The sequence below is a fragment of the Lysobacter soli genome, assembly GCF_003382285.1.
Taxonomy (GTDB): domain Bacteria; phylum Pseudomonadota; class Gammaproteobacteria; order Xanthomonadales; family Xanthomonadaceae; genus Lysobacter_J; species Lysobacter_J soli.
In genome coordinates, this window is record NZ_QTJR01000019.1 from 22,895 (window position 1) to 46,316 (window position 23,422).

19 protein-coding genes and 1 pseudogene are annotated in these 23,422 nt (G+C 67.5%); 11 read left to right on the forward strand and 9 right to left on the reverse strand.

From position 1 onward, the window contains the following. Positions 1-67: 67 nt before the first annotated feature. The 3 genes from fdhD to DX912_RS17625 are packed head-to-tail and all read right to left on the reverse strand — an operon-like array spanning position 68 to position 3,335. Entirely contained in the window at positions 68-865 is a 798-nt protein-coding gene (fdhD, locus tag DX912_RS17615; RefSeq protein WP_115844826.1) for a formate dehydrogenase accessory sulfurtransferase FdhD, read from the reverse strand. Continuing rightward, positions 862-1,098, reverse strand: a complete 237-nt coding sequence (locus DX912_RS17620; RefSeq protein ID WP_115844828.1) for a helix-turn-helix domain-containing protein — start codon at positions 1,096-1,098, stop codon at positions 862-864. Before DX912_RS17620 ends, fdhD begins: the two co-directional genes overlap by 4 nt. Further along, positions 1,095-3,335, reverse strand: coding sequence for an FdhF/YdeP family oxidoreductase (locus DX912_RS17625; RefSeq protein ID WP_115844872.1), 2,241 nt, complete (start codon positions 3,333-3,335; stop codon positions 1,095-1,097). Before DX912_RS17625 ends, DX912_RS17620 begins: the two co-directional genes overlap by 4 nt. Positions 3,336-3,504: 169 nt before the next feature. Here DX912_RS17625 and DX912_RS17630 point away from each other — a divergent pair, with 169 nt between their 5' ends. Both DX912_RS17630 and DX912_RS17635 read left to right on the forward strand, forming a co-directional pair. Further along, the gene (locus DX912_RS17630) at positions 3,505-4,404 is read left to right on the forward strand and encodes a DUF2785 domain-containing protein (RefSeq protein ID WP_115844830.1); all 900 of its coding nucleotides are present in this window, start codon (positions 3,505-3,507) and stop codon (positions 4,402-4,404) included. A gap of 95 nt (positions 4,405-4,499) precedes the next feature. Continuing rightward, complete coding sequence (locus DX912_RS17635) at positions 4,500-4,958, forward strand: hypothetical protein (protein WP_115844832.1); 459 nt, start codon at positions 4,500-4,502, stop codon at positions 4,956-4,958. Between the two features lie 26 nt (positions 4,959-4,984). On the opposite strand, the gene DX912_RS17640 is transcribed toward DX912_RS17635, so the two are convergent. Next, positions 4,985-5,278, reverse strand: coding sequence for a hypothetical protein (locus DX912_RS17640; RefSeq protein ID WP_115844834.1), 294 nt, complete (start codon positions 5,276-5,278; stop codon positions 4,985-4,987). A 114-nt stretch (positions 5,279-5,392) separates the two neighbouring features. Between DX912_RS17640 and speG the strand changes: the two genes are divergently transcribed. Continuing rightward, on the forward strand, positions 5,393-5,977 hold the full coding sequence (gene speG / locus DX912_RS17645) for a spermidine N1-acetyltransferase (RefSeq protein WP_115844836.1): 585 nt from the start codon (positions 5,393-5,395) through the stop codon (positions 5,975-5,977). Positions 5,978-6,630: 653 nt separating this feature from the next. Here speG and DX912_RS17650 read toward each other — a convergent pair. Then, positions 6,631-7,572: pseudogene (locus DX912_RS17650) on the reverse strand (peptidylprolyl isomerase); the annotation flags it as partial. A gap of 190 nt (positions 7,573-7,762) precedes the next feature. After that, a complete protein-coding gene (locus DX912_RS17655) occupies positions 7,763-8,293 on the reverse strand; it encodes a hypothetical protein (protein ID WP_115844840.1) in 531 nt (176 codons plus the stop codon). A 152-nt stretch (positions 8,294-8,445) separates the two neighbouring features. Between DX912_RS17655 and DX912_RS17660 the strand changes: the two genes are divergently transcribed. The 3 genes from DX912_RS17660 to DX912_RS17670 all read left to right on the forward strand — a co-directional run bounded on the left by DX912_RS17660 (position 8,446) and on the right by DX912_RS17670 (position 10,092). Then, positions 8,446-8,811 (forward strand): PadR family transcriptional regulator, encoded by a 366-nt coding sequence (locus tag DX912_RS17660; protein WP_115844842.1) that lies wholly within the window; start codon positions 8,446-8,448, stop codon positions 8,809-8,811. Then, positions 8,808-9,746 (forward strand): sensor domain-containing protein, encoded by a 939-nt coding sequence (locus DX912_RS17665; protein WP_115844844.1) that lies wholly within the window; start codon positions 8,808-8,810, stop codon positions 9,744-9,746. Before DX912_RS17660 ends, DX912_RS17665 begins: the two co-directional genes overlap by 4 nt. Before the next feature lie 136 nt (positions 9,747-9,882). Beyond that, positions 9,883-10,092 (forward strand): DUF6289 family protein, encoded by a 210-nt coding sequence (locus tag DX912_RS17670; RefSeq protein WP_147298675.1) that lies wholly within the window; start codon positions 9,883-9,885, stop codon positions 10,090-10,092. A 54-nt stretch (positions 10,093-10,146) separates the two neighbouring features. Here DX912_RS17670 and DX912_RS17675 read toward each other — a convergent pair whose 3' ends face one another. Then, the gene (locus tag DX912_RS17675) at positions 10,147-10,752 is read right to left on the reverse strand and encodes a DNA-3-methyladenine glycosylase (RefSeq protein ID WP_115844847.1); all 606 of its coding nucleotides are present in this window, start codon (positions 10,750-10,752) and stop codon (positions 10,147-10,149) included. A 90-nt stretch (positions 10,753-10,842) separates the two neighbouring features. Between DX912_RS17675 and DX912_RS17680 the strand changes: the two genes are divergently transcribed. The 5 genes from DX912_RS17680 (at position 10,843) to DX912_RS17700 (ending at position 19,677) form a co-directional block, all read left to right on the forward strand. Further along, a complete protein-coding gene (locus tag DX912_RS17680; protein WP_325050594.1) occupies positions 10,843-11,814 on the forward strand; it encodes a YihY/virulence factor BrkB family protein in 972 nt (323 codons plus the stop codon). A 334-nt stretch (positions 11,815-12,148) separates the two neighbouring features. After that, positions 12,149-13,234: a sensor histidine kinase gene (locus tag DX912_RS17685; RefSeq protein WP_115844849.1), complete on the forward strand. Its 1,086-nt coding sequence runs from the start codon at positions 12,149-12,151 to the stop codon at positions 13,232-13,234. Positions 13,235-13,236: 2 nt separating this feature from the next. Continuing rightward, the gene (locus DX912_RS17690) at positions 13,237-14,133 is read left to right on the forward strand and encodes a LytR/AlgR family response regulator transcription factor (protein WP_115844851.1); all 897 of its coding nucleotides are present in this window, start codon (positions 13,237-13,239) and stop codon (positions 14,131-14,133) included. 1,284 nt (positions 14,134-15,417) lie between these two features. After that, entirely contained in the window at positions 15,418-18,498 is a 3,081-nt protein-coding gene (locus DX912_RS17695) for an efflux RND transporter permease subunit (RefSeq protein ID WP_115844853.1), read from the forward strand. 30 nt (positions 18,499-18,528) lie between these two features. Beyond that, the gene (locus DX912_RS17700; protein ID WP_115844855.1) at positions 18,529-19,677 is read left to right on the forward strand and encodes an efflux RND transporter periplasmic adaptor subunit; all 1,149 of its coding nucleotides are present in this window, start codon (positions 18,529-18,531) and stop codon (positions 19,675-19,677) included. Positions 19,678-19,777: 100 nt separating this feature from the next. Here DX912_RS17700 and DX912_RS18250 read toward each other — a convergent pair whose 3' ends face one another. Together DX912_RS18250 and DX912_RS17705 are read right to left on the reverse strand one after the other, a co-directional pair. Next, on the reverse strand, positions 19,778-20,062 hold the full coding sequence (locus tag DX912_RS18250) for a hypothetical protein (protein WP_147298676.1): 285 nt from the start codon (positions 20,060-20,062) through the stop codon (positions 19,778-19,780). Between the two features lie 251 nt (positions 20,063-20,313). Then, positions 20,314-23,319: a bifunctional diguanylate cyclase/phosphodiesterase gene (locus DX912_RS17705; RefSeq protein ID WP_115844858.1), complete on the reverse strand. Its 3,006-nt coding sequence runs from the start codon at positions 23,317-23,319 to the stop codon at positions 20,314-20,316. Positions 23,320-23,422 lie beyond the last annotated feature (103 nt).

A 23,422-nucleotide genomic window follows, 5' to 3' on the forward strand; every position in this document is an offset into this window, starting at 1 on the left:
GCGTGCCCGCCACCGCATGGGCCGGAGGGCGGGCGCGTCTTGCCGAATCGGGCCGCAGGCCCTTCGCTCAGGATCCGGCCACGATCCGTTCCGGGTGCGCGTACACGTTCAGCGAATCGCCGCGCGCGAACGCCGCCAGCGTCACGCCGGCGGTGTCCGCGGTGCGGATGGCCAGGTCCGTCGGTGCGGAAATCGCCACGACCAGTCCAATGCCCGCCGTGGCCGCCTTGTGCACGATCTCGTACGACGCGCGCGAGGTGATCACGACGAATCCCGAGTCCGGCGCGATCGCGTTGCGCGCCATCGCGCCGATGAGTTTGTCGAGCGCGTTGTGCCGGCCGACGTCCTCGCGGACCAGCAGGCCACCGTCGTGCGCGAAGCCCGCCGCGTGCACGCCGCCGCTGAGCGCGTTCAGCGGCTGCTGCGCGGCGAGGGCATCGAGCTTTGCGCGGATCGCCCCGACGTCCACGCGCGTGGATGACGTGACGCGCGGCACCGGTCGCAGCGCCGCCTGTAGGCTTTCGACACCGCACAGGCCGCAGCCGCTGCGGCCTTCCATGCCGCGCCGGCGTTCGGCGAGCGCATCGAAACGCACTTGCGGGATCGCGGCGTGCAATGCGATGCCTTCGTCATGACGCACGACGTCGACGAGGCGGAACTCGGATGCATCGCCGACGATGCCTTCCCCCAGCGCGAAGCCGAGCGCGAAGTCCTCCAGCGACTCGGGCGTGGCCATCATCACGGCGAAGGACTCGCCGTTGTAGAGCAATGCGATGGGCGCTTCCACGATCACGCGATCGTCGTGCGCCGCGCGATCGCCCGCACGTAGGCGCAGCGCCTGCACCGGTTGCAGCGGCCCGTTCATGCCGAATCCACCAGGCTGCGTCCCTTCTCGGTGAGCCAGAGCAGCGTGCGTTCGCCGTCCTGGCGGCGTTCGACCAGGTCGAGCCCGTCGAACCGCGGATCGTCGCCGAGCGCGGCGAGCACGCGCTGCAGTTCGCTCAAGCCCAGCTGCAATCGCTTGGCGACGCGATGGATCGACTGGCCGTCTTCCTCGCGCAGCAGGCGCAGCACGGCGAGCGCCGATTCCTCGCTCATGCCGCGCTCCGGCGCAGCAGTCGCACGGGAATGGATTTCGACGCCGGCGTGCGTGCGCGTTCGGCGTGATGGTCCAGCGGAACGAGCGGATTGGTCTCGGGGAAATACGCGGCGAGGCAACCGGGCGGGATGTCGTATTCGACCAGCCGGAAATCGCGCACGACGCGTTCGCCGTCGTGCCACACGGAGGCGATGTCGACGTGCTCGCCGTCGCGCAGCTGCAATCGTTCAAGGTCGGCGCGCGAGATGAACACGACGCGGCGCAGGCCGTGCACGCCGCGGTAGCGGTCGTCCATGCCGTACACGGTGGTGTTGTACTGGTCGTGCGAGCGCACGGTCATCAGTTGCAGCACGTCGGCCTGTGGCTTGCGATCATCCAGCGCGTGCGCGTAGAAGCCCGCCTTGCCGCGCCGGGTCGGGAACACGCGCTCTCGACCCGGATGGTGCAGGTGGAACCCGCCGTCGGTGCGCACGCGCGCGTTGAAATCGGCGAAGCCGTCGACCACCTGCGCGATGCGTTCGCGGATGCGGTCGTAATCCTCGATCAGCGACAACCACGGCGTGCGACTGCGCGGCAACGTGGCGGCCGCGAGGTGCGCGATGATGGCCGGCTCCGACATCAGGTGCTCGGACGCCGGCGGATTCATGCCCGACGAAAGATGCACCATGCTCATCGAATCCTCCACCGTCACCGCCTGCGGGCCGCTGGCCTGCACGTCGATCTCGGTGCGGCCCAGGCACGGCAGGATCAGGGCATCGCGCCCATGCACCAGGTGCGAGCGGTTGAGCTTGGTGCTCACGTGCACGGTGAGTTCGCAGCGACGCAGCGCTTCGTGCGTATGCGCGGTGTCGGGCGTGGCGGCGGCGAAATTGCCGCCCATCGCGAAGAACACCTTCGCGCGACGGTCGAACATCGCCTCGATGGCGGCGACGGTGTCGTAGCCGTGCTCGCGCGGCGGCTGGAAATCGAACGCCGCGCCGAGGCGATCGAGGAACGCGGCCGAGGGTTGTTCGTAGATGCCCATCGTGCGGTCGCCCTGCACGTTGGAATGCCCGCGCACCGGGCACGGTCCGGCGCCCGCCTTGCCGATGTTCCCGCGCAACAGCAGCAGGTTGCCGAGCATCTGGATCGTCGCCACGCTGCGCGCGTGCTGCGTGATGCCCATGCCCCAGCAGACGATGGTCGCGGTGCTGTCGAGGTACGTGCGGCCGGCCTGTTCGAGGTCCGCGCGCGACAGGCCCGACTCGCATTCCAGCGCCTCCCAAGGCGTCGCGCGCACGCTGTCGGCGAAGTCGTCGTAACCGTGCGTGTGCCTCGCCACGAACGTGTGATCCACCGCGCCCGATTCGATCACCACCTTGCACAGCGCCGTGGCGACGGCGAGGTCGCCGCCGATGCGCGGCTGGTAGTACTCCGAGGCGATGCGCGTGCTGCCGCCGAGCATTTCGGCTGGCGCCTTGGGATCGGCGAAACGCTCCAGCCCGCGCTCGCGCAACGGGTTGAACGCGACGATTCGGCACCCGCGTTTCGCTGCACTGCGCAGTTCGCCGAGCATGCGCGGGTGGTTGGTGCCGGGGTTCTGCCCGAAGATGAAGATCGCCTGCGCGTGTTCGAAATCCTCCAGCGTCACCGAGCCCTTGCCGCTGCCGAGCTGTTCGGTGAGCGCCACGCCCGAGGCTTCGTGGCACATGTTCGAGCAGTCGGGCAGGTTGTTCGTGCCGTATTCGCGCACGAACAGCTGGTACAGGAACGCCGCCTCGTTCGACGTGCGTCCGGAGGTGTAGAAGATCGCTTCGTTCGGCGACGCGAGTGAATTCAGGGCGCGTGCGATCGTCGCGAACGCCTCGCTCCACGCGATCGGCCGATAGGTGTCGCTCGCGGCGTCGTACGCCATCGGTTCGGTGAGGCGGCCCTGCGCTTCGAGGAAGCGGTCGTCCTGCTCGTTCAACGACGCGACCGTGTGTTGCGCGAAGAACTCGGGCGTGACGCGACGGGACGTCGCCTCGTTCGCCACGGCCTTGACGCCGTTCTCGCAGAATTCGAACGTCGAATGCACGTTGCGGTCCGGCCACGCGCAGCCGGGGCAGTCGAAGCCGCTGGGCTGGTTGGCGCGCAGCAGCGTGCTGGCGCCTTTCATCACGACCTGCTGGTCGCGCAGCGCCTGCCAGGAGCTGCGCAGCGCATCCCAGCCGCCGGCGGGCTTCACGTAGAGTTCGATGGATTTCTTGTCTGACATCGGATGCTGCAGAAGGGCCGCGAAGGCGCACGCCAGCATCATAGGCCCGCGCGCCCGCGCCGGCGATGACGTCCGGCGGGTTCCGGCGGGCGCGAAGCAGTGGCATAGTCACCGCACTTTCCGGCCGGATTCGCGTTTTCGCGGGTCGCCCTCCGCACGGACCCACCACATGCGCCTTTCGCTGCGTTTGCTCGCGTTGCTGTTCACCGTCGGCCTTACGGCGCCCGCGTTGGCGGCGCCGGCCTGCCCGCCAGAGGGCTGGCCGCTCGAACGGCTGGAAGCCTTGCGCCAGAGCGGTTTCGTCGTCGCCGATCCCGGCGAGCGCGCGACGCTGGCGTATGCGCTGTCGAACTGCCTCGCGGCGAGCGATCCGCAACTGCGCGACGAACTGGCGTACGAAGCGCTGTCGACGTGGATGCGCAAGGGCGAGCTCGCGCCCGACACGCTGCGCGCGTTGCGGGACCGCTTCTACGCGATGCTCGGCGAGCCCGATCCGGACGGCGTCGCGTGGCCGTTCGCCGCGCTGGCGCTGTCGGAAGTGGCGCGCACCGACCGCATCTCGCCCTGGATGACGCCGGCCGAACGGACGGCGATGGTGCTGCGCGCGGTGACGTACCTGGAATCGGTGCGCGACTACCGCGGCTTCGAGCCGGGCGAGGGCTGGCGGCACGGCGTCGCGCATGGCGCCGACTGGCTGATGCAGCTCACGCTGAATCCCGCGCTGGATGCGCCGCAGCTGCATCGCATCGTCGATGCGGTGGCGGCGCAGGTCGTGCCGGCGACCGGCGTCGCGTACGTGTTCGGCGAACCGCAGCGGCTCGCCGCGCCCATCGTGTACGCGGCGCAGCGCGGCGTGCGCGACGAGGCCGGCTGGACGGCGTGGTTCGCCGCGCTGGTGCCGCGCCTGGGCGATCCGTCGCAGGCGTGGAAGGATCCGGCGTGGCTCGCACGCCGGCACGATCTGGTCGCGTTCCTGCAGGCCGTGTACGTGGAAGCCGACCAGTCCACCGACAAACGCACGCGTACGGTCATTCCCGGCGTCGTCGCGGCGCTGAAAGCGCTGCCTTGAGGCGCTGCGCGACGGCGTAATTCGGACCTGTCCGATTCAAGCGCGTCCGGGATCTGCCGACCATGGCCGTTTGTTCGGACAGGGACGACGGCCGGATGCGCCATACCCAACCTCGCGAAACCTGCCCGCGCTGCGGCGCGAACGTGCGCACGCTGCAGCTCGCCGGCGAGCCGGTGCGGCATCACCAGTGCACCGGCTGCGGTTACCGCTACGAGAACGTGCCCGAGGGCTACGACGAGCAGGGAAAACTCGATGGCCTCGCTGGAATCGATGCCCTTCCGGAAGACGACCGCGATGCCATGGAAGGCATGATCTTCCTGATCCTCGGCGCGGGCACGATGATGGGCGGGATCGAACTGACCTCGCGTTCGATCGCCGAACTGGTCGCCGAACATGGTGCGCCAGAGTCGGTCTTGCGTAATTTCGCGTGGCCGGCGCACCAGTGGCTGCTCAAGCGCGTGAAACGCTTCACGTCGCATCTGGTCGCCATCGACCAGGGACAATGGCGCGTGTGTTTCACCGTGCGGCGACTGAGTCCCGTGGCGCTGGGCTGACGTCCCGCCGCAAACGACGATGCGGATCAGCCTTCGTCGTTGTCGAATTCCACCAGCACGTCCAGGTCGAACGCGAGTGCTTCGACCGCATCGCGCACGCGGTTGGCAGTGGCCTGGTTGGGCGCGTCGATTTCCAGCGCGTGCTGGCCCGGGCCCTGGTCGTCGGGCAGGCCGGCGGAACTGGAATCGTCGTCGTCCATGTGCGGCATGAGGTCGTCGACTTCCTCGATGTGCTCGATGCCGTCCAGGCTGGTGAGGAGGTTGGCGATGGCGCGGACGTCGTCGTCGCTGCCGGTCACGCGCAGGCGCATCAGGGGCATGGGGTCGAACCTTCGTCGGTGTGGCCGTTGGAGGCAGGCTATTGAGCGACCGGGCAAGGCGGCGTGATGGCGCCCGGCGTGCGCGTGTCATGCGCGAGGAGTAGGGTTGGGCGCATGAATGCGAAGCTTCCCGTGCCCGGCGTCACCCTTCGCCCGCTCGAACGCGGCGACCTGCATTTCGTGCATGTGCTCAACAACAACCGCAGCGTGATGGGCTACTGGTTCGAGGAACCGTACGAGTCGTTCGTCGAGCTGGAAGAGCTGTATCGCAAGCACATCCACGACCAGTCCGAACGGCGTTTCATCGTCGAGGACACGGCGCACGAACGCGTGGGACTGGTCGAACTGGTGGAGATCGACCACCTGCACCGGCGCGCGGAATTCCTGATCATGATCTCGCCCGACCAGCAGGGCCGCGGCTATGCGCGCGCGGCGACGCGGCTGGCGATCAACTACGCGTTCCGCGTGCTCAACCTCTACAAGCTGTACCTGCTGGTCGACGTGGACAACACGCGTGCGATCCGTATCTACGAGGACGCGGGGTTCCGTCGCGAAGGCGTGCTGGTCGACGAATTCTTCAGCGACGGTCGCTATCACGACGTGGTGCGGATGTGTTTGTTCCAGCGCGATGTGTTGCGTGAGGATGCGGGGCGCAGGGAGGCGGGCGTCGGTGTTGAGGAGCGCACGGCGCCGCCGTAGGGCGGACGGCGTCGTTGCAGTTGCCCTGGCTCCTGCCCCGCTTTTGTTCTTGCTCGTCATTCCCGCGAAGGCGGGAATCCAGGGACTTTCCACGCTTTCCCGGTAACGTTCGAAGAGCAAAGAAGAATCACCCGCCAAGCTTCCGATCGCCTGCGGCGCTCGGGTCACTTTTCTTTGCTTGCCCAAAGAAAAGTAACCAAAAGAAAGGGCCTTCCATTTGCCCAAATCAATCCTGCGACCGGCGAAGGAGTAGGCGCGTTCGCGATTCGCCATCCATGGCTCAGCGCTCACCGCCGCACATCCTGTGCGGCGCCCTTCGGGGCTAGCAACGAACAGGCTGTTCAACAGCAACCGCAACAGCAACAGCAACAAACGGATCCTGCTTCCCCTGGAATGACGGCGCGCCTTAGCCCCTCTCCCATCGGGAGAGGGGTTGGGGTGAGGGGTAACGAAGCCTCAACGGCGAACGACCGTTCCCGCACAGCGCTGCGCTGCGCCTTTGCAGCTCGGATGCAGAAGCGAATGGAGTCCACTTTCGCCGGAATGACGATGCGCCCCGCGACAAACCGCTACGACTTCGTAGCACCCGCCGCCTTCGCACCCGAACGCGGCTTCTTCGCACGCGGCTTGGGCTTCGCCTTTTCGGCCACCGGCTTCGGCGGCGGCGCACGCGTCGGGAGCGGGACGTTGCACAGGTCGATGTGGCCGGCCATGTGCTTGTACCACTCGTCGCGACGGTTGCGCCGCGCTTCGACGAGTTCGGCGAACAGCGGCGTGTCGGTGCGCAGCACCTCGATGCCGACGCGCTCCTTCTTCGGCACTTCCGACGCAAGACGGATCGACTTGATCGGCGTGCGCTGCGACGGCTGTTCGTAGAAACCCAGCGGGCCGGTGCCGCGCGGCAGGACCGACAGCAACTCCATGCCCTGCAGCACGCGACCGACCACGGTGATGTTGCGGTCGAGCTGGCGCGGCGACTGGCCGATCACGACATACAGCTCGGTGCCGTTGCTCGAATCGGCGGCCATGTCGCGGCCAGCGCCCACGGTGCCGTAGCAGTGCGCCATCCACGCGGCATCGGCGCCCGGATCGCGCCCGGCCGGAAAACCGCTGGAGAAGCCCACTTCCGGCGCCCAGCCGTCCACGTCAGGCAGCTTGTCGAAGGGCAGGCCCTTGGTCTTGCGCGCGAATTCCGCCGGCAGCTTCGCCTTGGCGCCGCGACCGAGCGGCTTGCGGTCCTTCTCTTCCTGCGCCGGATCGCCCCATTGCACGACGAAGTTGTCCTGCGAGCGGTTGATGCTCATGCCGTTCCAGTAGCCGTTCTTCGCCAGCGCACGGATGTTGGCCACGTGTGCCGGAGCAAAGGCGGGCGCCAGTTCGATCAGCACACGACCGGAATCCAGGTCCAGGTACAGCAGGTTCTTGTTGTCCGGCGTGCGCCAGTCCGTCGGCTGGGAGGCGTCGAGGATTTCCTGCATCGACCGCGGCTTGCCGGGCACGGCGTCCTCGGCGGCGACCTGCGCCAGGGGCAGGACAGCGAGCAGGGCGACGAGCAGGGCAGGGCGCCAGCGGCGCGCGCCGGGCTTGGGCGCCATGGGTTCCAACGCGACAGGCTTCGACAGAACGGGTTTGCGCACGACGGAAATCCCCCTTGGATCCGGATCGCTGAACACGCGGATTCTGGCTCACCGCCCCTCCGGGCGGCCAGCCCCATGCCGTGGGAACGTGATGGCCGTTGCGCGACCGGACATCACGACCCGCCGTCAGGCGGATCGTGACGGGCCATCAGGACGAAGCGCCGTTCGTGCCCTTGCGGGCGCGGGTCCGGGCGGCTTTCTTCGCCGCGGCGCTGCGCGAGGCAGAAGTGCGGGTCGATTTCTTCGCCGCCTTCTTCGCGGTCTTGCGGCCCGCGGTCTTCTTCGCGGCTTTCTTCGTCGCCTTCTTCGTCGCCTTCCTTGCCGTGGTCTTCCTGCCGCTGGTTTTCCTGGCCGCCTTGCGGGCGCCGGTCTTCTTCGCGGCCTTCTTCGTCGCCTTCTTCGCCGTCTTCCGCGCGGTCTTCTTGGCCGCCTTCTTCGCCGGGCTCTTGCGAGCGGTCTTCTTTGCGGCCTTCTTGGTGGCCTTCTTCGTGGCTTTCTTCGCCGACTTCTTGCGGCCCGAACCGCTGCGTTTGCCGCCACCGTCCTGCTTGTTGACCGTCGCCCAGGCGATGCGCTCGGCGGCTTCCTCGGAGCGGCCTTCCTTGCGCTCGCTCTCCTCGATGTGCTCGGCCTGTCGCTGCTGTTTGTCGGTGTAAGCGGATTTGTCGCCTCTGGGCATCACGTCGCTCCTCGGCCGCGGGGCATGCGGCACCGGATTCGGTCATAGCAGCCGCGCGGTGGAGATCCCGGCAAGGCGCGTGACTAATGGCAGGTTCGGTATATGGAACTTCACAGTAGTGTTGAGTCCAGCCTACCGGCCGACCCGTCGACATGATCGAACTCGATACGCAGCTGCGGAAATTCCAGAAGGAGCTCAGCGCGGGCACCGTGTCGCTGGCGCTGCTGGCGGTGCTGGGATCGGCGCCGGAGCCGCTGTACGGCTACCAGATCGCCAAGCAGCTCGAACGCATCGGCGGCGGCGTGCTCGCCGGCAAGCAGAGCGCGCTGTACCCGGTGCTGCGCAACCTCGAAGGGGCGGGGTTGCTGGACAGCCACGTCGAGCCGTCGATGACCGGCCCGCCGCGGCGCTACTACCGCATCACCGATGCAGGTCGCACGGTGCTGCACGAATGGGCCGCCGCGTGGCGCGCGACCCGCGACAGTGTCGATTCCGTCCTGGGGGGACTTGAGCCATGAACGCCTTCGAAGCCAGCAGCAGCGTCCGCCCCGGTGGCCTGCCCACGACCATTCCCGAATACCTCGAACACCTGCGTCGTTCGCTCGCCGGCGCCGATCCCGCGCTCGTGCAGGACGCGCTGTACGACGCCGAGGAATACCTGCGTTCGGAACTGGCCGAAAACCCCGGCAGGAGCGAGGCCGACGTGATCGTCGCCGTTGCCGGCAGCTACGGCGCGCCCGACGAGGTCGCCGACATCTACCGCGACACCGAAGTGAAGGTGCAGACGGCACTGCGTCCGCCGGCACCGAAGCCGCGCCGCTCGTGGATGGGCCAGTTCTTCGGCGTGATCGCCGAGCCGCGCACGTACGGCGCGCTGTTCTACATGCTGCTGTCGCTGGCCACGGGCATCTTCTACTTCACGTGGGTGGTGACGGGTTTGTCGCTGTCGGCCGGCCTGGCGGTGCTGATCATCGGCGTGCCGTTCGTGATCCTGTATTTCGGTTCGATCCGCGTGCTCTCGCTGGTGGAAGGCCGCATCGTGGAAACCATGCTCGGCGAACGCATGCCGCGTCGTCCGCTGTACAGCAGCCGCGGCCAGCCGCTGCTCAAGCGCATCGGCGAGCTGTTCACCGATCCGCGCATCTGGGCGACGCAGCTGTACTTCCTCTTCATGCTGCCGCTGGGCATCGTGTATTTCACCGTCGTGGTGACGTGCCTGAGCGTGTCGCTGGCGTTGATCGCGGCGCCGATCGGACTGGTGCTGGGTCATGCCCACGTCCTTTCGCTCGACCCCTGGAACATCAACTCGAACGACCAGCCGTGGTTGTGGCCGATCGCGATGCTGGTGGGCGTGCTGCTGCTGTTCGTCACGCTGCACATCGCGCGCGGCGTCGGTTACCTGCACGCACTGCTGGCCAAGCACATGCTGGTGAAGACGGCGCAGTACGACTGAGCGAAACCGATCGCGTGAAGGCGCGCATGTGAAGGCGTCGTTCACGCGCGGAGTGCGGGCTGGTTAACAGAACCGGCCCGCTGCATCGCCTACGGTGCGCGGGCGGAACCTTGCCGCGACATCAAAGGAGATGAGCATGCGTCGTTTCAGGATCTTCGCATTGGCCGCGCTGGTGGGCCTGTCGTCGTTCACCGCATCCGCGAGCTGGCAGGGCACGTGGTTGTACTACGACGACGAAGGCGTGCTGGTCGACTCGTGGACCGCCGGCTGCCGCGAACTGGACGGCCGCTGGGGCGTGGAGACCGACAACAAGGTGTTCGTGCAGGGTTGCCGCGCGTCGAGTTGAGCCGGTCGCGATCGTGTGTCGAAGAAGCCCCGCGATGCGGGGCTTCTTTTTGCGCTAGACCTTCTTCCGCACCTTCGGCTTGCCGCCTTTCGAAACATGCGGATCGGCCGCCACGTGCCATCGCCAGTGCAGGTCCGTCGCCTTGCTGATGCCGATGCGCGGCGACGCGACGGGCGAGTCGGGCGGCGGCGTTCCGTCGTCGCCGAACCACACCGGCGAGTTCCGATCCGTGATGTCCACGCCGTTGTGCACGCCGCTCAGGCCCATCGCCTGCGCGAGGCGGCCGGGACCGCTCGCAAGCAGTCGAATGTCCTCCATGCCGCGTGCGCGACGCATGCGGTCGATGCCCTCCATCGGCGACAACGCGCGGATCAGCACCGCGTGCCCGGCCGGCCCGCCGCACACCGCGTTGATCGCCCAGTGCATGCCGTAGATGAAATACACGTACAGATGCCCGGGCGGTCCGAACATCACCTGCGTGCGTTTCGTGGGTCCGCGAAACGAATGCGCGGCCGGATCCTCGCCGCCGCGATAGGCCTCCACTTCGACGATGCGCCCGACGCGTCCGTCGGCAGTGACGATCACCTTGTTGAGCAGCAACGGAGCGACGTCGCGTGAATCGTGCGCGTAGAAGCGGCGGGGCAGGGGCTTGATGGGCATGGGCGGATGCTACGACGGCGCGCGGTGAGGCGACGGCATCACAGCCGCGCGCATCCCGACTTCACGCCCGCCGCGCTATTCCTTCGTCCGATGGCAGACGAAACCGCACAGAACCCGGTCGAGAAAACGGCGGAGAAGCTCGATCCCACCGCGCCGCGCCGGACCGAGCCCGACCGTGGCGACTCGTTCCGTCGCCCCGCGATGCAGGCGCTCGTGCGCCGCGCGCAGGGCAGCCTGCCGGCCGACCTGGTGCGGCGTTTCGTCGATACCGAGCTGATGGCGCAGGCGGCGGCGCTCGCGCTGTACGCGATGCTCTCGCTCGCGCCGCTGCTGCTGATCCTGGTTTGGCTGACCAGCGCGCTGCTGCCCGGCGCGCAGGAATCGCTGATGCAGCAGATCGGCCTGCTCGCGGGCGGCGAAGCCGAACGCGTCGCGCGCACCGTGGTCGACAACGCGCGCGACCGGCCCGATACGGGTTCGATCGCCGGATGGTGGAGCGTCGCACTGCTGTTCATCGGCGCCACGGCGGTGTTCGCGCAGTTGCAGGACGTGCTCAACAAGATCTTCCGCACCGATGCCACGCGCCTGGCCGGCGCAATGGCGTGGCTGCGCAAGCGCGTGTTCTCGATGGGCCTGGTGCTCGCGATGGGCTTCCTGCTGCTGGTGTCGATGACGGTATCGACACTCGTGCAGCTGGCGTTCTCGCGCATGGAATGGGCGCTGCCCATCGTGATGAACGTGGCGACGTGGCTGGTGTACGCGATCAGCTTCGCGCTGATGTACCACTACCTGCCGGACCGCTCGGTCGGCTGGAAGCGCGCGCTCGGCGGCGGTGCGATCACCGCGCTGCTGTTCGTGCTCGGGCGTTGGCTGATCGGCTGGTACCTGCGCGAGTCCAATCCCGGTTCGGCCTATGGCTCGATGGGCGCGCTGGTGCTGGCGCTGGTTTGGATGTACTACGCGGCGCTGATCGTGTTCATCGGCGCGCTGATCACGGCGGTGATCGATGAGCGGCGGAAGCAGAAGCGGGGCGGGGTAGCGGCGGCCAAGCGTGACGGCTGAGGTCACCTCGCCGACTACTCTCACGTCATCCCGGCGAAGGCCGGGACCCAGGCTCGCAGCCTCCGGGCACTCCACCTGACGGTGCCCAGGTCCCCGTTATTCCAGCGAAAGCTGGATCCATTTTGCTTTTGGGGGAACTAAGCACCACGAGCGGCGGCCGCATCGCTCGGCCCGCCCTCACCCCACCCCCTCTCCCGCAAGCGGGAGAGGGGCTATCAAGAGGGGTGCGAGGCCTCCAAGCGCCGAACCGTGCACCACCGCCGACGAACCGTTCCCGCCCGGACCCGCCGAAGGGCTAGCATCGCTGCACCGCGTCCTCGCTCCTGCGGCTTCCATGGCCATTACCGCGACCCACCCGCTGGATCTGCCCCGCCAGCACCTGTTCTGGATCTTCCATTCCGCCGGCTGGCTCGGCTATTTCGGCCAGAGCTGGCTGTCGGCGATCGCCTACGGCAAGCCGTCCGGCTACTGGATCGTCCCGTTCACGGCCGCCTGCACCGGCTTCGTCGTCACGCTCGGGCTGCGCTACCTGCTGCGCGCGTGCTGGGGCCTGTCGCCGCGCAAGCTGCTGATGACGATGATCGTGCCGATCCTCGCCAGCTCCGCGGTGATGGACCTGACCACGCGCACGATGCTCGTGCGCTTCTGCGACACCTGTGCGCCCACCAGCCGCATGGCATACATCGCCTACTCGCTGACCTACATCTACGTGGTGCTGGCGTGGGTCGGCCTGTACCTGGGCATCAAGTATTACCGCCAGCTGCAGGACGAAACGCAACGCGCGCTAGCCGCCCGCACGATGGCGCACCAGGCGCAGCTGAAGATGCTGCGCTACCAGCTCAATCCGCACTTCCTGTTCAACACGCTCAACGCGATCTCCACGCTGGTGCTCGATCGCGACAACGCCACGGCGAACCGCATGGTGCAGGGCTTGTCGTCGTTCCTGCGGCATTCGCTGGACAACGATCCAATGCAGCGCGTCACGTTGCGGCAGGAGCTGGACGCGCTCACGTTGTATCTGGACATCGAAAAGATCCGCTTCGCCGAGCGCCTGCGCATCGAGACCGACATCGACGAGGACTGCTGGCGCGCGCTGCTGCCGAGCCTGCTGATGCAGCCGCTGGTGGAAAACGCGATCAAGTACGCCGTCGCCAAGCAGGTCGCCGGCGGGCTGCTTCGCATCGAAGCCGAACGCGATGGCGATCAGCTGGTGCTGCGCGTGATCGACGACGGCCCGGGGTGCTCGAGCCTGGAAGGCAACCAGCTTCCGCCGGGCAAGGGCGTCGGCCTGCGCAACACACGCGAACGCCTCAACGTGCTGTACGGCGAGGAAAGCAGCTTCTCCGTGCGCAACCGCGCGCGCGGCATCGAAGTCGAACTGCGCCTGCCGTTCGAAACCAAGCAGCTGGGTGGAGACTGAAGATGGATCGAGCGGTCGACAGTCGCGTAGTGGAACGCGAGCGCCAGTCCGAATCCGCCACGCACGGCACGCGCCTTCGCGCGCTGATCGTCGACGACGAGCCGCTCGCGCGCCGCGGGCTTGAAATCCGCCTGGAAGCGCATCCGGACGTCGAGATCGTCGGCGAGTACGGCGACGGCCTGTCGGCCATCGCTGGCATGCGCGAGCATCGCCCGGACCTGGTCTTCCTCGACGTGCAGATGCCGGGCATGGACGGCTTCGAAACGCTGCGCAGCATTCCCGCGCACGAGATGCCGCTGGTGGTCTTCGTCACCGCGTACGACCACTACGCGATCCGCGCATTCGAGGCCTCCGCGACCGACTACCTGCTCAAGCCCGTCGAGGAGGGCCGCCTGGCGCAGGCGCTTGCCCGCGTGCAGCAGGCGCGTTCGCAGCGCGAGGCGAGCGGCCACTGCGCGCATCTGCTCGGCCTGCTCGGCGAGCTGAGTGGGCGGCCGCTGCTCGACCTGGACGAAGCGTTGAAGCCTGATGCGCTGGAACAACTGCGCCGCGACGACAAGCTCGCCGTGCGCGACGGCGGCCGCACCGTGCGCGTGGACCTGTCGAGCATCCGCTGGATCGATGCGGCCGGCGATTACATGTGCATCCACACCGACGGTCCGGCCGATCGCGCCGCGCCGCAGGGCGAGACGCTGGTGCTGCGCGCGACGATGCGCGATCTGGAAAAACAGCTGGACCCGCAGCGCTTCCCGCGCATCCACCGGTCTACGATCGTGAATGCGCGCCGCGTGGTGGAGTTGCGGCCGCATACAAACGGGGAAGGATTCCTGCGGCTGGATTGCGGGCAGGAGTTGAAGTTGTCGCGGACGCATCGCGACAAGCTGGCGCTTTTGATTTGAGGCTTGCGACAGCTCTTGCCGTAGCTCGGGCTTGTGCTCGGGCTTTTGATGTTGACCTTGATCTTCATCAGCGACTTAAAGCGAGCCGAGCACCGGAGCTGGAAAAGGGCGAAGAGTCGCCCGCTGTCTGAGCGGAGCGTAGCGCAGCGAGTTCGGGCGACGACCCTTTTCCGGCGAGGAGCGCAGGGCACCGCCGCGCAGCGGCGACTCGCGTCAGGAGCGAACGGTTTTGGCTACTTTTGCCAAGACAAAAGTAATCGCCCTTCAGGGCGGAAGCTGTTGCTCGTGATGTTGATCTTGTTGCTGCGGCCTTGGGCAGCCATTAGCAAAGCTGTAGCAACAGCATTCAAGCAAGTGCAAAGCTTCCGCTCGCAAGCGAGCGGGTTACTTTTGTTTCGGCAAAAGTAACCAAAACCAACCGCTCCTGACGCGAGCCGGCGCCGCTACGCGACGCCGGTCCCCTGCGCTCCTCGCCAATCAGGGGACGTCGCCCAAACTCGCTGCGCTCGGACAGTGGGCGACTCTTCGCCCCTGATTGGCTCCGGTGCTCGGCTCGCTTTAAGTCGCTGCAAAAGACGGAAAGCAACGGCGACGGCAACAGCAACAGCAACAGCAACAGCAACAGCAGGCTCCGCGACGTTGGGCGCAACGAAGCCATTGCCTTGAGCCCCTCTCCCATCGGGAGAGGGGTTGGGGGTGAGAAGGCGCTGCTTGCGAACCACTGGTTCGCGCGCCTTCGAACGCCCGAACGCTATGCGTTCGGGCCGGGAAGGGGCAACGAAGCGTCAGCGGTGAACGGCCGTTGCGGCGCAGCGCTGCGCAGTTCCTTCCTAGACGGAACGCGGAAGCAAAATTGGCTTCTAGGTCTCACCGGAATGACGGTGACGTCGTTCGCCGTGCCGCGGAGTGCCCCGAAACTACGGGCCTGGATCCCGGCCTTCGCCGGGATGACGAAGGAAACGGCCTACGGGCTACAGGCAACGGATGAAGAACGAAGACGCATTCGGCGCCGCGTCCGCGACGCACACCAGACATATGCGCAACGCACAAAACCCGCCACGACCACGTGCAAGCCCGTACGCCCAATACCCCTGCCATTAGTTGGGTGCACACAACGCCCCACGTTGCACCGAAGAAACACGAATACCCCATCCAGGAACGCTTCACCGCGACGACTCAACGACTGAACGCAAAGCCGGGCCACGCGTGACTTCCGGACCATCCCGGCAAAGTCGCGCAGGCGCATCGTGCGCACCGCACTCGTCCCCCGAGCGGAGCCGCACGATGAAACTCACCGAAGCCTCGTTGCGCAATCCCGCCGCGGTCGCCGTCGCCGTCGCGATGGTCTGCGCCTTCGGCCTGCTGTGCCTTCTCAAGCTGCCGCTGCAACTGTTCCCCGATATCGAACGCCCGCAGATGTCGATCCAGACCAGCTGGCGCGCCGCGTCGCCGCAGGAAATGGAATCGGAAATCGTCGAGCCGATCGAAGCGGTGATGCAGGGGCTGCCCGGGCTGGCGGAGATCGAATCCAACATCAACGCCGGCAACAGTTTCATCAACCTGACCTTCGCCGTCGGCAGCGACATGGACGCCACGCTGGTCGAAGTGCTCTCGCGCATGAACCGCCTGCAGCCGCTGCCGCGCGATGCCACGCCGCCGGTCGTGCAGGCCGGCGCCGACAACGCCAACAACTCGCTCACCTATTTCTTCGTGCAGCAATTGCCGGGCACGCCGGGCGACATCCTCGACCAGCGGCAAATGATCGAGGACCGCATCGTGCCGCGGCTGTCCGCCGTGGAGGGCGTCGCGGGCGTGGAGATCAACGGCGGCGCGCCGGAGGAACTCACCATCACGGTGAACCTGGAGCGCGCGGCCGCACTGGGCATCCAGATCCCGCAGATAGCCGACGTCGCCGCGCGCGCGACCGACGTGTCCGGCGGTGTCGTCGAGGCCGGTCGTCGCGAATACGTTCTGAGGTTCGCCGGGCGCTATTCCCCCGAAGCGCTCGGCAACCTCATCCTCGCCTGGCGCGACGGCCGGCCGGTGCGGCTGGGCGATGTCGCCAATGTGGAAGTGAAGCGGCCCGAGCAGCGCTTTTTCGCCTACCAGAACGGCAATCCCGCCATCGGCCTGCGCATCCTGCGCGAGAGCGGCGCGAACGTGCTCGACACGCTCGACCGCGTGAAGGCGGTCGTGGAGGAAGTGCGCTTGAAGGAACTGGCGCCGCTCGGGCTCGACATCCGCCAGAGCTTCGACGCCTCGGTGTTCATCAACCGCGCGATCGGCCTGCTGTCGGGCAGCCTCGGCGCAGGCGTGCTGCTCGCGGTGGGCTGCCTGTGGTGGTTCCTGCGCGACGTCCGCGCGACCGCGCTCATCGCCTGCGCGATTCCTATTTCGCTGCTGGCGACCTTCATCGTGCTCAAGCTCACCGGGCGCAGCCTCAACGTGATCTCGCTCGCCGGCCTGGCGTTCGCGGTCGGCATGGTGATGGACGCCGCGGTCGTCGTCGCCGAAAACATCGTACGCCTGCGCGAAGAAGGCGTGCCTGCCAAACAGCCCGCGCTCGACGGCACGCGGCAGGTCGGCGGCGCGCTGGTCGCGTCCACGCTGACGACCATAGCGGTGTTCCTGCCGGTGATCTTCATGGAAGACGTCGAAGGGCAGCTGTTCGCGGACCTCGCGCTGACGATTTCCATCGCCGTCGGCATCTCGCTGCTGATCGCCGTCACCGTGCTGCCCGCCGCCGCGAGTTCGTGGCTGCGCACGCGCGAGGACGTGCACGAGCAGAAGCAGCATCGCTTCTGGATCGGCGTCAGCGACTGGGCGATGCGCGCCACGAGCAGCCGCCGCAACCAGCTGGCATGGGTCGGTGCGCTGGTCGTCGCGCCGATCGTGCTGACCGTGGTGCTGATGCCGAAGATCGACTACCTGCCGCCGGTGAAGCGCGCGGCGGTGGACGCGATCTTCAACTTCCCGCCCGGCATGAGCCCGGAGCGCGTGAACGCCGAGATCGCGCCGACGCTGCTGGCGCGTATGAAGCCGTACATGGACGGCGAGAAGGCGCCGCAGCTGAGCAACTGGTACCTCAACCTGTGGCCCGGCGGCGGCACCGTGGGTGCACGCGTGGTCGATCCGGACGACATCGGCGAACTCGAACGCATCGTGCGCGATGAAGTGGCCGTCGGTTTCCCCGACACGCGCGCCTTCGCCAGCGAAGGCGAGTTGTTTGGCAGCTTCGGCGGTTCGGCGCGCGCCATCGCGATCCACCTCCAGCACGCAGACGGCGACGCGCTGACGCGCGCGGCGGAAACCGGCCGGAAACTGCTGTCGGAGAAGTTCGCCGGCGCGAACGTGCAGGCGTGGCCGAATGCCGACGCCGGCACGCCGGAGCTGCGCATCAATCCCGACGATCGCCGCCTCGCCGAAGTGGGCTGGCGCCGGCCGGATCTTGCCACGGTGGTGCGTGCGCTCGGCGACGGGCAATGGCTTGGCGAATACTTCGACGGCGACCGGCGCCTGGCGATCATCCTTCGCAGCGATCGCGAGGACGACGTCGAGCGCCTGGGCGCCGCGCCGCTCGCCACGCCGAACGGCGGCGCGCTGACGCTGGCGGAACTGGCGCAGGTCGACACCGTGCTCGCGCCCAACCAGATGCGGCGCGTCGATCGGCGCCGCACGGTGACCCTCACCGTCGATCCGCCGCCAGCGATGTCGCTGGAAGAGGCGCTGGGCATCGTCGAAGGCGACGTCGTGCCCGTGCTGCGCGATGCGCTGCCGCAGGATGCCGCGATCCGCGTATCGGGCAGCGCCGACCGCCTCGGCGAGGTCGTGCGCAGCATGGGCACGAACTTCGCGATGGCACTGGTGGTGTTGTTCCTGCTGATGGCGGCGATGTTCAGGTCGCTGCGTGATTCGGCCTACGTGATGGCGACACTGCCGATGGCGGTTCTCGGCGGCGTGATCGGCCTGCGCGTGCTGGACCTCATCGCCGGACAGACGCTCGACCTGCTGTCGATGATCGGTTTCATCATGCTGCTGGGCATGGTGATCAACAACGCGATCCTGCTCGTTGCGCAGGCGCGCGAAGGGCAGGCCGCGGGCGTGACGCTCGACGAGGCGCTCAAGCAGGCGCTGGACCAGCGGCTTCGCCCGATCCTCATCGGTGCGTTGACCGGCGTGCTTGGCGCGCTGCCGATGGCGATCAACCCCGGCCCGGGCGCGGTGATCTACCGCGGGCTTGCCGCGGTGTCCGTCGGCGGCGTCGCGCTGAGCCTGGTGTTCATCGTGGTGCTGGTGCCGGCGCTGCTGCGACTGGCCGAATCGCGCCGCGAACGCATCGAAGCCGGCGCCCCCGCGCTGGCCTGAACCAACCCATCCTTCCCCCGGAGGCATGCAATGAAGTTCAAGTCCCGTAAGCCGTCGTCCCGCCTGCCCGGCCGGATCATCCTGGTCCTCGCGCTGGTGCCCGTGCTGCTGGTTCCGCTGATCCGCTGGGAAGTCGAGGCGACGCCGCCCGCCAAGCCCGCCACGCCGCCGGCGGTGGTCGGCGTTGCAAGTGCAGTGACGACGGAGCTGGCGCCGATGCACTGGGCGCCGGGCAGCGTGATCAGCCGCCGTGATGCGAAGGTCGCCAGCGAGCAGGACGGCCGCGTCGTGCGCGTGGCCGAAGTCGGGCAGAAGGTGCGCGCAGGCGAACCGCTGGCGGTGCTCGACGACAGCACGCTGGCCTTGCAACAGCAGCAGGGTGAAGCGGACGTGGCGCGCATCCGGGCGCAACTGGAGATGGCCGCGCGGCAGGAGCAGCGCTATGCGCAGCTCGCCGCGCAGCAGAACATCGCGCGTGCGCAGTACGAACAGACGCGCGCCGATCGCGACATGCTCGCGCAGGACCTTGCGCGTGCGCAGGCGTTGCTCGCGCAGACGCGGCTTCGCCGCACGCAGATGGTGGTGCGCGCGCCGTTCGACGGCGTGGTCGCCGAGCGTTCCGTGCAGCTGGGCGAATACGTCGGCATCGGCGATCCGGTCGCGCGGCTGGTCGACACCGGCGCGCAGGAAGTACGCGTTCGTGCGCCGGTCGATCTGGCGCAGCATCTGGCGGTCGGCATGCCGGTGGAAGTCAGCGTCGGCAAGCGTGGGACCGCCGAGAAGAGCGGTACCCGCACGCATCCGGTGAGTGCGCTGGTGCCGGTCGGTGACGAGGCGTCGCGCCAGCTCGAACTGCGCATCGCGATGGAGGACGGCGAACTTCCCGTCGGCACCGCGGTGGACGTCGGCATGCCCGATTCGGGCAGGCGTTCGGTGGTCGCGGTGCCGCGCGACGCGCTGATCCTGCGACGCGATGGCGACTACGTGCTGCGCGTGGCATCGAACAACACGGCCGAACGCCTGCCGGTGAAAACCGGCACGGAGGTCGACGGCCTGGTGGAAGTGCAGGGCGCGGTGAAGCCGGGCGACCGGCTGATCGTGCGCGGCGGTGAGCGGATCGAAGCCGGGCAGGCGGTGACGATCCAGCAGGATCTGTCGCGGGCGACGGCGGCGAGATAACGCTGCGGTTCTCGCGGGTGGACTGCACGGCCCCTCTGCTGGATGGTGGAGGGGTTTTTTGTTGTTGCTGTTGCTGTTGATTTGCGCGTGCTCTTGTTCGTCATTCCAGCGAAAGCTGGAATCCATCTTGCCGTTGCCGTTGCCGTTGTAGTTGCCGTTGCTCTTGCTCGTCATTCCCGCGAAGGCGGGAATCCATGGACTTCCACGCTTTACCTGAAGCCTGGAAGAGCAAAGAAGAATCACAATCCAAGCTTCCGATCGCCTGCGGCGCTCGGGTCACTTTTCTTTGCTTGCCCAAAGAAAAGTAACCAAAAGAAAGGGCCTTCCATTTGCCCAAATCAATCCCACGACCGGAAAGCGAGTAGGCGCGTTCGCGATTCGCCATCCATGGCTCAGCGCTCACCGCCGCACATCCTGTGCGGCGCCCTACGGGGCTAGCAATGAATGGGCTGTTCGACAGCAAACAGCAACAGCAAATGGATTCCAGCTTTCGCTGGAATGACGGCGCGCCTAAGCCCCTCTCCCTCCGGCGACCGAAGGGAGTGCAGAGCTGAGAGGGGTTGGGGTGAGGGTCGGGGCATGCGATCACGCTGGCGCTTGCGAAAGCTCGTTGCTTGTAGCTGCCGAAAGGAAGGCTCACCCCTCCGTCGCAAACGCCTGCCACGGCCCGTCCACCCACTCGCGCATTTCGCGCAGCGTTTCGATCGCCTGCGCCAGCGGTGCCGGACGATGGATGCCGAAGCCCTGGACCTGGTTGCAGCCGTGCATGGCGAGCCATTCGTATTGCGCGCGCGTTTCCACGCCTTCGCCGACGACCTCCAGCCCGAGTCCGTGGCCGAGCGCGAGCAACGCCTGGCAGATCGACGCACTGCGCTCGTCGCGATGCACGTCGCGCACGAAGGACTGGTCGATCTTGATCGCATCCAGCGGCAGCTGCTTGAGGTACGACATGCTCGAAAAGCCCGTGCCGAAATCGTCCAGCGACAGGCAGACGCCTGCCGACTGCAATCGCCGCAATGTTTCCAGCGCCTGTTCCGGACGCGTCATCAGCACGCTTTCGGTCAGTTCGATGTGCAGCGCGCCGCGCGGCAGTTCGTATTCGCGCAGCACGCTTTCGATGTCGTGCGCGATGTCGCCATCGAGGAACTGCATCAGCGACACGTTCACCGCCACCGGCAGTCCGGGGAAGCCGGCGCGTTCGAGCAGGCGGTGCGCGGCGGCCGCCTCGCGCAGGGCCCAGCGGCCGAGCGGCACGATCAGGCCGGTGTCTTCGCACAGGCCGATGAATTCCGACGGCGGCAGGTAACCGCCACCGCGTTGCGGCCAGCGGATCAGCGTTTCCAGCCCCGCCGGGCGCGAATACGCCACGTCCCACAGGATCTGGAAATGCAGTTCGAATTCGCCTGCGTCGATCGCGCGGTGGATGCGGCCGGCCAGTCGCAGGCGATCGCTCGCGTGGCGCGCCATGCCCGGCTCGAACACGACGATTGGCCGATGCTCGGTGCGTGCGACGTGCGCCGCCAGCCCCGCGTTGCTGATCGCCTGCACTGCCTCGTCGTCGCCGGTGCGCATGTCGGACACGCCGATCCACGATTCCAGCCGGTGCAGCGTGTCCTCGCCAGGAATCGGTCGCGCGAGTTCCTGCTGAAGGCATTCGAGCGCTTCACCCCAAGCCTCCACCGGATGCACCGCGAGCGCGAACTCCTCGCCGCGCACGTGCCCGGCCACGCCGAAGCGCTCGCCCAGGCGCGCGATGCGCGTGGCGATGACGCGCAGCGTGTCGTGTCCGGCTTCGCGGCCGAGGCTGTCCTCGATCAGTTCCAGCCCGCGCAACTGCACGCACGCGATGCGGCACGGGCCAGACGGCAACGCATCCACGCGCTGCGCCAGCGCATCGGCGTTGAGCAGGCCGCTGGTCATGTCGTGGCTCGCGCGATAGGCCAGCTCGCGCTGCTGCGCCATGCGATCGGTGACGTCCTCGGCCAACACCAGCCGTGCGGGATTGCCGCGGAAATCGATGTCGGTTGCGTGGATGCGCACTTCCAGCAGGCGGCCGTTCTTGCGGCGATGCACCCACAGGCGGATCTCGTCTCGATCCCCGGGGCGATGGTTCGCCAGGTCGTTGGCGACCTCTTCGCGATGCTCTTCGGGGCGGATGTCGTAGATGGTCATCGCGAGGAATTCCTCGCGCGAGTAGCCGTACTGGTCGATCGCTGCCTGGTTCACTTCGAGGAAGCGCAGCGTGCGTACGTCGAAGACCCAGAATGGCAGCGGGTTGCGCTCGAACAGCAGGCGGAACTGGCGTTCGGCTTCCTCCAGCGCCAGCTGCGCCTCGATGCGATCGGTGACGTCCACCACGGTTCCGGCCATTTCGACCGTGCCGTCGTCGTCGCGCGTGGCGGCGCCGCGCGCGGAGATCCAGCGCACGCGGGCGTCGTCGCCACGGATGATGCGATAGTCCAGCGAGTACGGCGCGCCGGTCCGCCACGCCTCGTTGAAGTGCTGGGACAACCGTTCGCGGTCGTCCGGATGCACGATCGCGTAGAACTCGCCGATGGTCGCGGCCGATTGTCCTTCCGGCAGGCCGAGCAGGTCGCTGACCGGTTCGGACCAGCAGATCGTGCCGTTGCGGTCGGCGATCCACGTGCCCGTTCGGCCAAGCTGCTGTGCGCGGCGCAGGTTGTCGGCCGCTTCGGTCAGGCGTTCGACCATCTGCGCGTTCGCCCGCGCGTTGCGACGGACCACGCGCACGACGTACACCAGGCCCCCCAGGTACAGCAGGTAGAGCGCGATGCCCGCCGCGACCAGGCGCCACCACGGCGCGAGGATGTACCCGCGCGCGATGGCGACGTCGACATGCAGCGGGTAGTCGGGCACCAGTCCGCTGACGGTCATGCGCGACACGCCGTCACGGTGGTCGTCATCGTCCTCTGCCATCAGCTTCGGTTCGACCTGCGTCGGCACGACGGCATCGTCGGGCTGGCCGACGTACTGCTCGCCACGCGTGTCGGCGACCAGCCGGCCGTCGGTCCCGGCGAGCTGGATCAGGTGGATGCGGTCGGCATCCAGGTGCATGACCAGTTTCTGCAGTTCGGTCGTGCGCAGGCGAGCGACGATCCAGCGTCCATCGTCCATCGGTAGGGCGAGCGGCAGCAGCCATTGGCCGCGATGCTGTGCGAGCGGGCCGACAAACATCGACTGCGCATGCGGCTGCGGCGTGCGGCGATCCGGCCAGTTCGGCAGGTCCGGCTCGCCGCGGCCGCTGCTGATGGGGCGGCCCTGCGCATCGGTGAGCTCGAGGCTTTCCAGTTCCTGCTGGCGCTGGGAGACGCCGGCGAAGAACTCGGTGATCAGCTGCGGCAGGTGTTCAGGTGCGGCAACGGCGACACCCTGCACATCGTTGGAGATGCCGCGCATCGCGCGTTCGAGGTTGCGCAGCTGCAGCCAGACCAGGCGCTCGGCGCCGGCGGCCAGCGCGAGGTTCTGCCGTTCGGCCGCTTCGAGCCGGTTGCTCCGATCGGACGCGGCGACGGCGAACAACGTCGCGGCGAGCACCACCGCCAGCGCCAGTCCGAAGCCGAGCACGGCGGCGGCCGATTGCGTGCGGCGACTGGCGGGACGGGAGCGTTCGTCGGGAGGCATCGCGTCGCGTGTTCTTCCGGCAGCGGTCCGGGACCTTTCGGTGCGTTCTATTCAGTGCGTCCGACGGTGACAACGTTGTGAGCGCATCGCCGCGCGGACACGG

Bases quoted from the DNA above. Each gene is read 5' to 3' on its own strand.
- DX912_RS17695 (WP_115844853.1), top strand. From the start codon at position 15,418: ATGAAACTCACCGAAGCCTCGTTGCGCAATCCCGCCGCGGTCGCCGTC.
- DX912_RS17675 (WP_115844847.1), bottom strand. From the start codon at position 10,752: ATGCCCATCAAGCCCCTGCCCCGCCGCTTCTACGCGCACGATTCACGC.
- DX912_RS17680 (WP_325050594.1), top strand. From the start codon at position 10,843: ATGGCAGACGAAACCGCACAGAACCCGGTCGAGAAAACGGCGGAGAAG.
- DX912_RS17625 (WP_115844872.1), bottom strand. From the start codon at position 3,335: ATGTCAGACAAGAAATCCATCGAACTCTACGTGAAGCCCGCCGGCGGC.
- DX912_RS17655 (WP_115844840.1), bottom strand. From the start codon at position 8,293: ATGCCCAGAGGCGACAAATCCGCTTACACCGACAAACAGCAGCGACAG.
- DX912_RS17690 (WP_115844851.1), top strand. From the start codon at position 13,237: ATGGATCGAGCGGTCGACAGTCGCGTAGTGGAACGCGAGCGCCAGTCC.
- DX912_RS17620 (WP_115844828.1), bottom strand. From the start codon at position 1,098: ATGAGCGAGGAATCGGCGCTCGCCGTGCTGCGCCTGCTGCGCGAGGAA.
- speG (WP_115844836.1), top strand. From the start codon at position 5,393: ATGAATGCGAAGCTTCCCGTGCCCGGCGTCACCCTTCGCCCGCTCGAA.
- fdhD (WP_115844826.1), bottom strand. From the start codon at position 865: ATGAACGGGCCGCTGCAACCGGTGCAGGCGCTGCGCCTACGTGCGGGC.
- DX912_RS17635 (WP_115844832.1), top strand. From the start codon at position 4,500: ATGCGCCATACCCAACCTCGCGAAACCTGCCCGCGCTGCGGCGCGAAC.
- DX912_RS17630 (WP_115844830.1), top strand. From the start codon at position 3,505: ATGCGCCTTTCGCTGCGTTTGCTCGCGTTGCTGTTCACCGTCGGCCTT.
- DX912_RS18250 (WP_147298676.1), bottom strand. From the start codon at position 20,062: ATGGCGAATCGCGAACGCGCCTACTCGCTTTCCGGTCGTGGGATTGAT.
- DX912_RS17640 (WP_115844834.1), bottom strand. From the start codon at position 5,278: ATGCCCCTGATGCGCCTGCGCGTGACCGGCAGCGACGACGACGTCCGC.
- DX912_RS17705 (WP_115844858.1), bottom strand. From the start codon at position 23,319: ATGCCTCCCGACGAACGCTCCCGTCCCGCCAGTCGCCGCACGCAATCG.
- DX912_RS17665 (WP_115844844.1), top strand. From the start codon at position 8,808: ATGAACGCCTTCGAAGCCAGCAGCAGCGTCCGCCCCGGTGGCCTGCCC.
- DX912_RS17670 (WP_147298675.1), top strand. From the start codon at position 9,883: ATGCGTCGTTTCAGGATCTTCGCATTGGCCGCGCTGGTGGGCCTGTCG.
- DX912_RS17685 (WP_115844849.1), top strand. From the start codon at position 12,149: ATGGCCATTACCGCGACCCACCCGCTGGATCTGCCCCGCCAGCACCTG.
- DX912_RS17700 (WP_115844855.1), top strand. From the start codon at position 18,529: ATGAAGTTCAAGTCCCGTAAGCCGTCGTCCCGCCTGCCCGGCCGGATC.
- DX912_RS17660 (WP_115844842.1), top strand. From the start codon at position 8,446: ATGATCGAACTCGATACGCAGCTGCGGAAATTCCAGAAGGAGCTCAGC.